This window comes from Fangia hongkongensis FSC776 = DSM 21703, from assembly GCF_000379445.1.
Taxonomy (GTDB): domain Bacteria; phylum Pseudomonadota; class Gammaproteobacteria; order Francisellales; family Francisellaceae; genus Fangia; species Fangia hongkongensis.
This window is the reverse complement of the sequence record NZ_KB902254.1, coordinates 1-13,567: the sequence shown is the minus strand read 5'-3', so window position 1 is coordinate 13,567 and position 13,567 is coordinate 1. Positions and strand designations below refer to the sequence as shown.

Annotated in this window: 12 protein-coding genes and 1 pseudogene; 10 read left to right on the top strand and 3 right to left on the bottom strand. The window is 36.1% G+C overall.

Translation table 11 applies throughout. The features are described 5' to 3' along the window. Positions 1-18: 18 nt before the first annotated feature. Genes A37Q_RS0107575 through A37Q_RS0107550 form a run of 6 tightly spaced genes read left to right on the top strand, consistent with a single transcriptional unit; the run spans position 19 to position 8,393 of the window. Positions 19-2,988, top strand: coding sequence for a hypothetical protein (locus A37Q_RS0107575; protein ID WP_018299679.1), 2,970 nt, complete (start codon positions 19-21; stop codon positions 2,986-2,988). Continuing rightward, positions 2,978-3,409, top strand: a complete 432-nt coding sequence (locus tag A37Q_RS0107570) for a type IVB secretion system protein IcmW (protein WP_018299678.1) — start codon at positions 2,978-2,980, stop codon at positions 3,407-3,409. Before A37Q_RS0107575 ends, A37Q_RS0107570 begins: the two co-directional genes overlap by 11 nt. Positions 3,410-3,411: 2 nt before the next feature. Continuing rightward, a complete protein-coding gene (locus A37Q_RS0107565; protein WP_169710251.1) occupies positions 3,412-4,044 on the top strand; it encodes a DotI/IcmL family type IV secretion protein in 633 nt (210 codons plus the stop codon). A gap of 15 nt (positions 4,045-4,059) precedes the next feature. Beyond that, on the top strand, positions 4,060-4,515 hold the full coding sequence (locus A37Q_RS15865) for a hypothetical protein (RefSeq protein ID WP_018299676.1): 456 nt from the start codon (positions 4,060-4,062) through the stop codon (positions 4,513-4,515). 1 nt (position 4,516) lies between these two features. Next, complete coding sequence (locus A37Q_RS0107555; RefSeq protein ID WP_018299675.1) at positions 4,517-7,345, top strand: DotA/TraY family protein; 2,829 nt, start codon at positions 4,517-4,519, stop codon at positions 7,343-7,345. 7 nt (positions 7,346-7,352) lie between these two features. Further along, a complete protein-coding gene (locus A37Q_RS0107550; protein WP_154648648.1) occupies positions 7,353-8,393 on the top strand; it encodes a hypothetical protein in 1,041 nt (346 codons plus the stop codon). Here A37Q_RS0107550 and A37Q_RS0107545 read toward each other — a convergent pair. Genes A37Q_RS0107545 through dapF form a run of 3 tightly spaced genes read right to left on the bottom strand, consistent with a single transcriptional unit; the run spans position 8,372 to position 10,747 of the window. Continuing rightward, positions 8,372-8,791: an acyl-CoA thioesterase gene (locus A37Q_RS0107545; protein ID WP_018299673.1), complete on the bottom strand. Its 420-nt coding sequence runs from the start codon at positions 8,789-8,791 to the stop codon at positions 8,372-8,374. The two genes, A37Q_RS0107550 and A37Q_RS0107545, sit on opposite strands and share 22 nt — an antisense overlap. Before the next feature lie 56 nt (positions 8,792-8,847). After that, positions 8,848-9,960, bottom strand: coding sequence for a M14 family metallopeptidase (locus tag A37Q_RS0107540; protein WP_018299672.1), 1,113 nt, complete (start codon positions 9,958-9,960; stop codon positions 8,848-8,850). Between the two features lies 1 nt (position 9,961). Further along, the gene (gene dapF, locus A37Q_RS0107535; RefSeq protein ID WP_154648647.1) at positions 9,962-10,747 is read right to left on the bottom strand and encodes a diaminopimelate epimerase; all 786 of its coding nucleotides are present in this window, start codon (positions 10,745-10,747) and stop codon (positions 9,962-9,964) included. 324 nt (positions 10,748-11,071) lie between these two features. Between dapF and A37Q_RS0107530 the strand changes: the two genes are divergently transcribed. The 4 genes and pseudogenes from A37Q_RS0107530 to A37Q_RS14930 form a co-directional block, all read left to right on the top strand. Continuing rightward, positions 11,072-11,851 (top strand): class I SAM-dependent methyltransferase, encoded by a 780-nt coding sequence (locus tag A37Q_RS0107530; protein ID WP_083907012.1) that lies wholly within the window; start codon positions 11,072-11,074, stop codon positions 11,849-11,851. Further along, positions 11,851-13,065, top strand: coding sequence for an MFS transporter (locus A37Q_RS0107525; RefSeq protein ID WP_018299669.1), 1,215 nt, complete (start codon positions 11,851-11,853; stop codon positions 13,063-13,065). Before A37Q_RS0107530 ends, A37Q_RS0107525 begins: the two co-directional genes overlap by 1 nt. Positions 13,066-13,160: 95 nt before the next feature. After that, positions 13,161-13,286: a hypothetical protein gene (locus A37Q_RS16540; protein ID WP_267910349.1), complete on the top strand. Its 126-nt coding sequence runs from the start codon at positions 13,161-13,163 to the stop codon at positions 13,284-13,286. A 100-nt stretch (positions 13,287-13,386) separates the two neighbouring features. Next, a pseudogene (locus A37Q_RS14930) lies at positions 13,387-13,567 on the top strand (hypothetical protein); the annotation flags it as partial.

The window sequence follows — 13,567 nt, the reverse complement described above, 5'->3', positions numbered from 1 at the left end:
TAATGGTGTCACTTCATTATGTTCGACAAAATTTATAATACAGTGGAAGCAGTTTTTGCATGGATCAACCGTGTTAGTCAAAAAAATAGCTATAACTACTGTGAACTAGAAAGCGCAGATGATGTTGAAACCCTCATTAGCAAAGATGGTTCTTTAATTTCAATCATTGAAATCACAGGCATTAACCAGATGATTTCACACAAAGAATACAGCGCTTTATGTGAGCAAATCACACAAGTATTTTCCCCGCTATTACGTAAAAAAGGTATAACTATAAAGTGCAGTTTTCGATATGACGCTGCGAAAACAACTCAACAAATCGACACCTTGCTATCTCCCTCAAAAAAGACAGCTGATCGTCTTAATTTAAAACTGTCAGATTACTTTCAGGCACAACAAGATACACTAAATGAAGTTTGTTCATACGAATCATGTTTAATAAGCATCTGGACATCACCTAATGTTCTTAGTAATCAAGAATTAAAAAATGCCTATAAGACAAAGGCGAGCCAATTTAAACAAGCATCACTGAAAATATCTCCTAAATCACAGCACTTTTTGCATGTCATTAATGAAATCCGTTTGCAACATAAAGCAACTGTTACCATGCTATGTGAATCTTTTTCCTCTTTAGGTATCCATGCCAAACCGCTTGCTGTCACTAGTGCCCTAAGATCCATTAAACAAGAAATTTCTCCTGATAGCACATCTAGTCACTGGAAAGCTTCCCTCCCTGGGGAGAAATTATACATTAAAGACAATGATGAGTGGTCAAGCTGGTTATGGCCAAGCCTAGCTTATCAACTATTTAACGAGCAAAGCCATAATGATAATATGTCAAGCTGCGTGATTGGTAATTATCGCTACGCGTCAGCAACCATTAGCCTCTTTCCACAACACATCAAGCCATTTTATCACGTGTTCAGATTGTTAAAAGAATATAATATCCCATGGCAAGTAAGTTTTAGCTTAGCAGACAATGGTCTTAATATTGGCAAGTCGAAAGCACTTCTGGCACAGTTTTTAACTTTCAGCTCACATGAAAATAAACTTATCTGCAACGCCAGTGAGCTTTTACAATCTATCTCTGCCAACACAGATATGCCCATTATACGATTATCTATCAACTTTATCACATGGTCTTGTAAATCAGATATTGCACTACATGAGCAAAGAAAAGCCATGCTTAACAAAGCAATTCAATCTTGGGGGAGCACCCAAACAACAACAAATTTTGGAGACCCTTTCGCTATCACCATCAGAACCTTTTCAGGCGTAAGCTCAAAACCATTTCCATGTGCAGTAGGCGCACCACTTTTAGAAGCAGTAAAACTTATGCCTTTTTTCAGACCCGCACCCTCATGGGAGAACGGCGCTACACTTTTTCGCACCCCAGATGGTAAAATTTGGCCCTATCAAAGCGGCTCATCACAACAAATTAGCTGGGTTGAATTAATCTATGCACGCTCTGGCGCTGGAAAATCCGTATTACTGAACACCTTAAACCTATCTGCATGCCTTTCTTCAGGGCTAGAGTCTCTGCCATACCTTGCAATTTTAGACATTGGCCCATCTTCTAAAGGATTGATTGAGTTAATAAAAGAAGTATCTAATAACCAAAATACTGCAGAGCATTATCAATTTACTTTTTCAGAAAAAGAAGCCATAAACCCCTTTGATACCCACCTTGGCGCAAGATTCCCTGGACATTTGCATCGTGCATACTTGATAAATTTTTTATCCATCCTATTGGTAGAATCGATTGATGCATACATGCCTGAAGGAATGGAGGCTATGCTGGGCATGATTATTGATGAGTTATATATCAATTTGGCTGACAGTGGCCAGCCAAAAAAATATCAAAAAGGGTTAAATGCTGAAATAGATACTTACCTTCACACTGAACATGAAAAAAGCACATTTTCACATTGGTGGCAAATCACAGATTTTCTATTTCACCACAACCAAGTCACACTGGCAGAGAAAGCTCAGCGTTATGCTATGCCTGTATTATCTGACCTTATTAATGCAGTAAACGCAACACCAATTAAAGATCTATATCAATCACTTCGCATGACTAATGGTGAAAACTATATCCAATATTTTTGCCGTAATATCACCACTGCAATAAAAAATCACCCTGCTTTAAATCTACCTACTCAGTTGGAAATAAATGCGCGTGTTGTTGCTTTTGATCTCTCTTCGGTTATGCAAGGCATTTCAAAAAGTGATGCCACACTTTCTGTATTAGTATATATGCTTGTTCGTCATGCAACGGCAAGTTATTTTTTTCTCAAGGGACAAGACCTTGACAATTTAACTTCCGAGTATAAGCAATATCATAAAAATAAATTAAAAGTTGTACAAAACACCCCAAAACGTATTGTGTTCGATGAATTCCACCGAACACAATCATGCAAAGCCATTCAACAGCAAGTCCTCATTGATATGAGAGAGGGGCGCAAGCAAAATGTTCAAATTGCTTTAGCATCACAAAGCTTATCAGATTTTAGTCAAACGATGCAGGAATTTGCAACCTCAATCTTCATCCTGAGTAGTGGCAATCAAGTAGCACTTGAAAAAACACAAACACATTTTGGTCTTAGCGACACAGAAACAAGCGCGCTTAAACTCAATATACATGGTCCCTCTTCTCAAGGAATGAACTTTTTAGGTCAATTTCATACAAACCGTGGCATTAATACTCAAATTCTTAATTTAACTTTAAGCTCATATCAGCTGTGGTTATTTACAACCACTGCTGAAGACGATTATTTAAAATCTCTATTAATTGATAAGATTGGTGTTTTATCCAGTATCCAAGTTTTATCGCAAAAATTTACTCAAGGCAGTATTAAAGCGTATTTAGAAGTTCAAACTAAACTATACCCAGAAAAATCAAGTCGACAAATAACTAACGATATTGCGCAGGAACTAATTAACACATACTTTGAGCAACAGGGAAAAGGAGAGAATCATGTCAAATAGTTTTAAAGATGACATTATCGACTACTGGCAAGAAAGACAAGATGCCCATTTAAATGATCTACTTATTCGATATGACAACCTTGAAGTCACTCATAAACTGCCTGATCAAATGATTAGGCAATTCGAGCAATTTTGTGAATCCTCTTTTTCAACAACGGGAGCTGATAAGGCTATTGAAGGTATTATTAGTGTCTGCATAAACCTACCGACCCCCCTTTTAATGTATTTTATGCAGAACCTGCATCGCAAAAATTATACTGTATTTCAAACACTCTACCAACGTATTGCTTCCCATCCAAGCTATTTAGATTTATTAGAACGGTGTATGAGCTTCGAAAAAAATTTAATTCTCACACGTGTTTTAGACACGAGTCGAATTGAAGCCATTGACAAAGCAATAATTTGCCTAGCTGAGAGATGATTATGAATAATAACATGCTAAAAGTCATTACAGAAAAAGCGTATTTTTACAAAAACAATTTTAGGTTAATGATTAATGCATTGCTCCTTAGTCTTATTGTTATAGTCATTCTAACAATTTCCCTTATATATCAGCTTCAAAATGTTAAATACTACTATCTTGCAATTGACAAAAATGGAGAGATTACTCAGCTACACATGAAAACGGAAGCTGATGTAAATGAAACAATGCTCACTAATTGGGTTGCTCTAAATATTCCCAAATTATATAAACTAGATTTTGTCAATTATAAAGAAGATATCCTAGCAATAAGATACCTATTTAATAACTATGGCTGGCAGTCTTTTAATCAAGCTTTTAAAGAGACAATTCATCAAATACGAGATAAAAAACTTGTGACTCAAGCAATATTAAATGGAATCCCAGTTGTTACTGCTGTGGGTCAAATCTCAGGCGTGAAAAGTTGGAAAGTACAAGTTCCTATTATTATCAGCTTTTCTCAAGGAGATAAAGAGACACGATCTAGAGTAATACTAAAAATAACTATCCAAAAAAACTCTAAAAAAAATCAACTCAGTTCAGGACAATTTTTTGGAATAATGCAAATTATTCAAGTTCAACAAAACAAAGACTAAGAGCTTCTTGAGTTTATGAACCTACGAAAAAACAAAAAAAAACAAACATCTCAAAAGATACGTTTTCGACGTACTAAAAAACTCTTTTTACTAAGTTCAATAAAGAAACAACATCAATTTATACGTGAATCGATTTCTGGGATCTTCCGTATTAGTCAACCAACTGAAGAGCTGGAATATAAAGATTTAAAAATCCGAGGAATTAATCTACAAGTTGAGAGCCGTATTATTAAACGCCTCAGTTTTATGATTCGTCTTTGTCTGCTACTTGCTGCCTTAGATTATCTTTATATGCTGTATCTTTTTATTCAAGGGTATTGGCTGGCTGCATTATTAACTGCCTCAATATTGCTGGCAATTATTGCGCATGCATTTAAATACCACTTTTGGCGCTATCAACTCTATAAAAAAAAACTTGGATGCAGCTTTAAAGAATGGCTAAAAGACTTAATAACATTCAAGGATAACTGATATGGCAACCGCAAAAAACCAAACTGCTTGGGATATTATCCAAAGCTTATTTAACTTCCAAAATCCCAAAGCTTACGAAGCGCTGATTGGCGATCATTCAGCCTCTGCTATTAGATCTGTCATTTATTACTTCAACTTCAGTCTGCTAAGCGCTGTTGTTGCAATTTATGCATTTATCCTAATTATTGGCACCATTAATACGGCTAAAGATGGTGCCTTTTTAGGAAAAGAATGGAACTCATATTGGATTCCTCTTCGTGTTATTTTGGGCTCTGCATTTGCGATTCCACTTAAATCCGGATTTTGCATGGCGCAGTATCTTATTTTTATGATGATTAGTGTCAGCATTATGTTTGCAAATAAAGTGTGGCATGGCGCAACACATGAAATTGAACGAGGCGCACCGCCTATAGTCAGTTCCAATATAATCGATGGCATCAAAACAGACCTTGCAGCTTATATGCTTTCCAACTATGTCACAACACTAATTAACGCATCAGGAGAAGCTCCTAAAGATGGTATTTACAAGACATTTTCTTCACCTAAGGTAGATCAAATTTCTCTGGCAACAACAGGAAAGCAAATCATGAGAAGTCTCAGTCGTATGCCCAGCGGAGACATTGAAAAATTAGATAGCATTTACCACTATAGTCATAACAAAACTGAGCTCAACCTCAATAATATACAGCGAATTGAGCAAGCTCAACAACAGTGGTCACAACTTGATCCACAAAATAGTGAATATGTTCAATATTATATCTATAAGATCATTAATAACTACAGTTTTAAAGTCAACAGTACAAAAGTTGATAATAATAAAGTCAATGAAAATCTAACTAAATCCTGTGGCAACAGCAATACAAACTGTCTGAAAAACGCAAATATTATTGCCAACTATAAAGGCAATAGTGAAGCTTATGCTCTATACCAAAACAACAAATATTTTTTATCCAACTACTCTAGAGATGCCGTTAGCTATTTACTCAACAAAGAAAACAAAGATGATAAAGCTAAAGATGAACCAAGTGAAAAGGATGATTGGTGGAATGCTGATCAAAAATACTTCTCTGTTAATGAACAATTAGAAAAAAACTTACAAATTCTATATGCTAACTTTAGCATTTTTGATGATTTTCTTAAGGACAAGAATAACAGTCACATTCAACTAACACAAACTGCAACCACACTACATTATCTACAAAATAATATTTCTGTAAGCACCTTTATTCACGATATAGATAATGATAGAAAAGTAAAATACATAACAGCACCTACTCCTCCCAAAGAGGAAGAAATATTTCACCCAATTCCTATTGTTAATTCTAATAAAGATGTAGAGGAGTTTCTTCGTCTTGATATGAAAAAAACCAAAAAACAGATTGTTGATATTTTAACGGAAGCTAAACTAAGTTGCGGCACTGCAATCAGAGAAGGAAAGGTTCAAAAAGTTCCCTGTAATGAGCTTGCTGAAAAAATAATTCCAAATGAAATATCTGCCGACATTGGCAAGTATTTTATGTTAATTGATGTTGCAATTAACAATGTCAGCGCTAGTAAGGATCAACAGAAAATTCAAACACTAGCATTAAAGCTGAAAGAACTTCTCTACCTTATCCAATTATTTGAGCTGAATAATGTCAGGTTTTTTCAAGATGGTACTATTTCAAATGATCAATCTTCTGAGGGGAAAAAGCTCCTTGATGAAATATTAGCACACTTTAATAATACAAATGGCTCATCAATATTAACAAAAATTTATAATATCGGTGAAAACATTGCTGATGACCCTACAAAAATAATGGATTCAGCATTTTCTATACTCAACCAAATTCAAGACCTTGGTCAGTATATTATTGCTACAACATTAAATATTTTTACAGATATCACCGGAAAAGCGAATCAGGCTTGGGATGACTTAGTAATTGAAAACACTGTTATACGAGGGACAGCTTCAATTGCAGCTATGGCAATAGCGCCTACTAGCTTTTTTGCGCCTGGGTTGCCAACGGCTATTATCAATGCTGGAAATTTAGGTGCTGATATTGCCAGCATGATTACTATGTATAATTTATCGATGAATTTTATGTGGCTACCATTAGTATTTTTTGTGCTTATGACTACTTTTGGTATTGCTGTGATGTTTACACTGATTGTCCCACTCACCCCATTTATGTTATTTTGGGCAGGAAAAGTTGCTTGGCTATTGCTTATTATAGAGGCGTTGATTGCAGCGCCTCTTGTATCACTTGGTATTGTATACCCTGAGGGACATCAAGTTTTTGGTAAGGCAGAACCTGCGCTTCAAATCATGTTAAATCTTATACTGCGCCCTGTTCTTATGGTCATAGGGCTATTAATAGGTATTATTCTTAGTTATATCGTTATCTCTTTTTCAGCCCATGGTTTTCACGCCATCGCGACTCAACTCACTGCCCTTTCAGGCGATAATCTCTATGTATCAGGCTCTTTAAGTATTTTGTTGGTGTTTATGTATGCATCATTTATTTGTATGGCATTTTATAAGTGTTTTTCTCTTATTTATCTATTGCCTGATAAAGTATTACACTGGGTTGGTGGTTCGCACAATGAACGAGCTGGAGCAGAAGACATGCAAGAAATGAAGTCTTCAACTATGCAATCTGCGCAAGGAATGGGTCAAGCATCAACACAGACACTTGAAAAATCTAATCAAGCAACTTTAGAACAAGCTAAAGAAATTCAAAACACTTCTAGCCACACATCAAAATCCACTGGTGATACAGCTGAAAAAGCTGGAGAGCACATTCAAAAGCAACGTGAAGGTAAGGCAGGTATTAACGATGCCAGTTAGCAAAGTCATGAAAGCTATTATTACATGTCATATATTATTATTTGCTTTAATTGTAAGCAGTCACAAAGCAGCTGCATATTCTAAAGAAAACATTAATGAGATTTATATGTACAACACCGTTTCAGATTTAAAACCCGATGGATATAATAATGCAAAATATGATAATATCACAATTACTGCTTCAGAATCTTCTTCTGTTAATGATATGTCTTCAGCGATTTGGGAAAGTGGTAAAACTGATGATGCTGGTTACCATTATTTAAGCTTCGAAGGTAGTAAAAAACCCAATATTTTATATGTCCACGCTAAATATAAAAACAAATCCAACTCTGATATCTATTGTGTCTCAAAGTATCCATTTGCTTGGGGAAATCACCACCCTCCTCAAACGGATAACCCACCAACAGTAAGCTCCATTTTTGCCTGGAGAGATACAGATAAAGGCGTTTACTTTGATATGAAGTGCAGCGATAACACTTACCGAACAATGTATTATAATGGGGCTGGACACTCTAATTACTTTCAACTACTTGATAAAACAAAAAGTACTGCTTTAATTTGCCGACCGAATAATGGGCCTCTTTTTTATGCCAAGGACAGATCATGGCAAGTAGAGGAGAAGGGTGGCGTCTGTGGTGAATACTACCCTTTTAATCCGAGTCCTACTCCAGGTGATAATGGTATCTATTTTTACGGCATAGGCTTAGGTAAAATGCAATTATCTGGTTGCGGAGAATCATTTGAAATTGAAAAAGCACAAGTTAAATTGCCTGAATGTCAAGGAGAAAAAAATACATTTACCCTATCTTTCCAAAACACCTACCAAACCTGCTCGATAGAAATAGGAAAACCTAACACCCAAAAACCAATTACAAGCATAACTTGTTCAAATGGGGTTAAGTGGCTACATTACTTCCCAAAAAACGATTATAAATACCCTAATATTTATGTATTTGGCTGCTCTAGTGACACTCCTGGAAGCCATTGCCTATGGCTTGAAACTGGGAGTCAAAATAGGAACTTAAATTATTTAGAACAGTCATTATAATCAATAGGACGAGGATTCCCTGCTGCATCAACATGCACAAAGCGCATAGAGCTCGTTGCAACCAGCTCTACTTGACCACTTACAATGTCTTTGGTAAACACAAAAACATCTGTTGTTATTGAGGTTCTACCAACTTTAACCACCTTGGCATACACATCTACCATTTGGCGTACACTGATTGGCTTTAAAAAAGAAAACGCATCAACTGATGCTGTTACCACAGGACCTTGGCAAGCATCAATAGCAACAAGGCTTACCGACAAATCAACCTCCGCCAAAAGCCATCCACCAAAGATAATACCTCTGTGATTACAATCCTTTGGCATTGGAATCTGCCTTGACACTAGAACACCATATTTTTCTTGGTCTTCAGTTGCAAAAATCTTTCCTCTAACCATTTCTACCTCACAGTTTTTTTAACAAGGCAACGCCAAGTTTTATTTCAGCACGCTACTTAATCGATACTAAAGATATTACGCATCACTTTAGCAACTTCATCCCCCTCATGCACACTTGATGATGCTGTTCTAGTGATAAGCGCACTATTATCACAAGGCACTTTAATATCTATCGACTCATTTCCTGAGATAATATGCTCTTTTGTATACAGCCTTGCAATGCGCTCATTTTCTACAAGCACCTGACCAAGCTTACTATCATCATAGTCGATAAGCCCCCCATTTTGCGCGCGAATACGAAAAAAGTCACGCTCATGACAAGCATACTTACTTGCACCCAAGGAGACTGTATCATTCTTAATATAAGCAAGGATTCCTGATAACAGCTTTTTTGCACTATCTACATCAAAGCTCTCTTTATTCCCCGTTTCATAGGTAAAAGCATGTTTTGGCGGAAGCTTGTCATCATTTTTAATTTCATTCCATGCATCTGTGAACTGCCACCATGGATAAAATATTGCTTGATTAAAGCAAGTGCTAATTTCATTTGGCGTTAAAACAAAATAATCACTATTGAAATGCTTTAGACGCGTTGTATTTAAATACTCTGGCGCATAAACATAAGGCACTGAAATGGAGTCATTATGTAAATCAAAACTGAAATCTGCATCAACTGCCTCGTAGTGCAGTAACGCAGCAAGTCTCTCATAGGGCGCCAATTCTAAGCTCAAAAGTATCTCTAAGCGCTTTTTTAATAACGTAGTAAACTTGCCACAAAGCAAATCAAATGAATCAGAACTGTTATCACAGATAAAGCGCTCTAGATTAATCTTTGGCTGATCAGCAATGGGTTCCAATAGGTTCTTAAACCCCCTATTCCAGTTATCACCTGTTTTGGCATCAAAGCGCCCATAGGTATACTCTCCCACTTTCACATCCATTGCAAAAGGGTTGGCAAACGGAATCAGTTTGAAATTAAAATCAAGCGGGTTTTCTTTTAAATATGTTTGTAGCGCTTGAATAATAGCAATACCGTTAAGCTCACCGGCATGAAGCGCTGCCTGCATGTAAATATTAGCCTTTGGTTTATCTACCGTATACTCAATAACACTTAAGGTATGATTTAGCCCCGAGATTGTCTTTCGAAGTGGCACTTCTCTTATGTTCATTCTATTCATCCAAAAAATAATTGCCCTCAAATACTAACACTGCATTACCCATAAGCGTACACGCTTTATCAGTTAAATGGACTTGAAAACTATCTGCGGCAGTTTTCACTGTAACTGGTGATTTAATCATGCCCATCATTACTCCTGAATAGACACTGGCAATTGAGCCACTTCCACAGGATAGCGTCACCCCCGCACCACGTTCAAAATGGCGGATATTAATTGTATGCTGATCCACACACTCAACAAAATGGACATTGATCCCATCTGGTAAATACGCACTTTGTAAGCGCTCTCCTAACTTTGAAATATTACAGTTTGTAAGCTTATCTAGCCATAAGACCAAATGCGGATTACCAACAGAGAGTTCCATCGCATCAAGATAGTCAATATCAATATTCAACAAAGGCTCTTTATTGATAACCTCTGGCAAGGGAAACTCAACTAAAACCTTAGTATCTTTATTTATTTCACAGCGATGCAAAGCACCTGTAACCTCAATATCAAAGTGCCTTATATTATGCTTTTGATACATTAAATACGCAACAGACCTTAAGCCATTACCACACTGCCTGGCAGTTGTTCCATCTTGATTAAAGATATCCATTTGACATATCGCCAACTTAGCACTTTTCAATAACAAAAGCTGATCTGCACCAACGCCATAGCGCCTATCGCATAATGCTTTGACATCTTTCACAGTCAATTCTCGAGCATGCTCTCTTTGGTCAATCACAATAAAGTCATTACCAGAGGCATGCATTTTATAAAATTTTAATGGTTCCAAAATGGGCTTAATTATTACAAATTTATCAATTTAGCATGATTATAACAAAGTAGAGGGCGCTTTTATTAAAAAATAGTCTCAAACTATCTTTCAACTATTATAGAAAGGCTCATAGCCTATAAAACCAAATGCTACTTTTTGGCATCACATTTGTATTGAGATAAAAGACGCTTTAATACAGCCCACTAAGTAAAAACAATTTTTTGCTATTTCAGCTTGGATAGCTTACTCTATTGATTTAAAGGGAACCCACAATCCAAAGCCAAAGGGCAATAAGATCCATCATTAAGACGGCTTAATGATCATATCTAGAATAGGGTAAATATGAGGCAACAAACAATGTGGAATGCTGAGGAATACAATACTGGTTCTGAAATGCAAAATAGTTTAAACGATCTTTATCTACCAAAATATATTACACGAATAGGCGGGAATCATCTTGATGCTGGCTGCGGGAATGGGAGAACCACCCATAAAATCGCCAGTTTAAAACCAAAAACAAACATTCTAGCCATAGATAGCTGTAATAATATGCTACGCTTTGCCGAAGAAAACTATGCAAATGACAATATAACATATCAGCACTGCCCAGTTGAAAAACTTAATTACTCCAATCATTTTAACTCAATTACTAGCTTATTTTGCCTCCATTGGGTCAATGATCTTAAACTGGTTATAGAGAACTTCCATCAAGCACTGAAAAAAGATGGTATGTGCTTTGTCATCATTCCCCAAATTCCACAAAAAATGCAAGCATTGTTTAAGTTACTAACAGCATCTGAGCAAGCTGTACTTGCTAAACCAATGCCCGCGTTAACACTTCCTTATAACCGATCATTGGAAGTGTGTATGCAGTGCTTTAAAGAAGCAAAGTTCAAGATTAATGCCCATTACACTCACGATACATCACTTACATTTGCAAGCTTTAATGATTACTGGAAATTTATCTCAGCCCTACCAATTATTAATGCCAGATATAACAAGCAAGAAAGGCTATTAATATACAATGAGTTTAAGCGCAGGCATTTAATTAAACATAAAGAAAATGCAAAGGATGTAATTTCACACCCCGATTTATTTAGTATTATCATGGCTACGAAATGATGAAAAAACACAGTATAAAGGTCATTTTATTATCGAGCATTGGTGGCATGCTAGAATTTTATGATTTTGTCATCTTTGCCATTTATGCTGCTATTATTGGCACATTATTCTTCCCTAGCACTTCTGAGTCATACGCCATTTTGTATGGCTTTTTATCATTTGGTGTAGGTTATCTTGCTCGCCCAATTGGAGGTATTTTTTTTGGTCACTTAGGTGATAAATATGGTCGAAAATTAACTTTCAGTATAACTATTTTCATCATGGGAGTATCTACGTTAATTATAGGTTTATTACCCAGCTACGAATCAATTGGTCTTAGTGCCACAATACTATTTATTCTATTTCGAATTCTACAAGGTATGGCGATAGGTGGAGAGCTATCAGGTGCAATCACTTTCGCAGCAGAACATATTCCAGATAAAAAAAGACTTGCCATTGGCATTCTATACGCCTTTGTAAATATTGGGATATTACTTGCCTCACTTGTTTATGCCTTAACATTTGATTTATCCTATGGTTGGAGATTGGCTGCAATTGCTGGAGGCATGACAGCAATACTATCCTATTTCATTCGAAAGTCCTTACTTGAGACACCGGAGTTTTTAGCATGCTCCAAAGTAAGATACCCTATTATCTCTTTATTTAAATGGCATTCATCTCATTTAATTTCTGCATTATGTTTAATATCATACTTAGCTGTAATTGTTAGTTTAGGATTTTTGTTTATTCCAAGTTATTTAAAACTGATTCACTATCCTGCCGATAAAATAGGTATTATCTCATCATTAGGGATGCTGTACTTTACAATTTCAACACTGCTATTTGCTTTTTTTGCAGACAAAATCAAACAACCAAAGCTATACTTATCCCTATTTATACTCGCAACAACCATACTAAGTTTCGCTATCTTTTCAGGATTTCAAAGCAAATCATTTAACACCACTTACTACTATATTTTTGCTTTGTTGTGTGGCCCTATTACCGTTTTTATCCCCTCAATGATAACAGAGTTATTTACAACTCAAGTAAAGTACAGTGGAATTGGAATATCTTATAACCTTGCTTTTGCAATATTTGGCGGGCTTTCTCCTGTGATTGCAACCATATTACTCACAACAAGCTCAGCTAAAAGCCTATTACACTCTCCGGCAAGTATTATTCTTTTATGTGCATTTTTGAGTTTCTTTGCACTGAAATCAATCAGAGAGAAATAAGACTGCCATTTTTTGTGATTATTTTTTGTATGATTTTATAGCTAAAAATGGATAGACTAATTTGCTTATATTGTAACAAACCCGGGGAGAAACAATTGAAAAGCTTAGTAAAAGGTCAGCCAGTCGGTCTTTGGTATATGTTTGGTGTAGAGGTATGGGAGCGCTTTAGCTACTATGGGATGCGCGCGCTTTTAATCCTATATCTAACCAGTCGCCCCTGAAAAATTCCTTAAAGCTATATAAGTAGTGTGTTAGCACTTGAAATTTCGCAAGCTAAATTGCAAGATTTATGGTATCAACCATGCAAAACCTTGCAATTTCATGCGTAATAAAGAGCAAAAATTCAAAGAAACCAAAGACCTATTCAAACCAGAATTATCAGAGCAAATTGATCTTTCTCATAAACTTTGCTTATTAGCTGATTTTATTGATTGGGAGAAGCTGGATGATTATCTATCAAACTGCTTTAGTGAACATTCAGGTCGTCAAAGCAAGCCTTCTC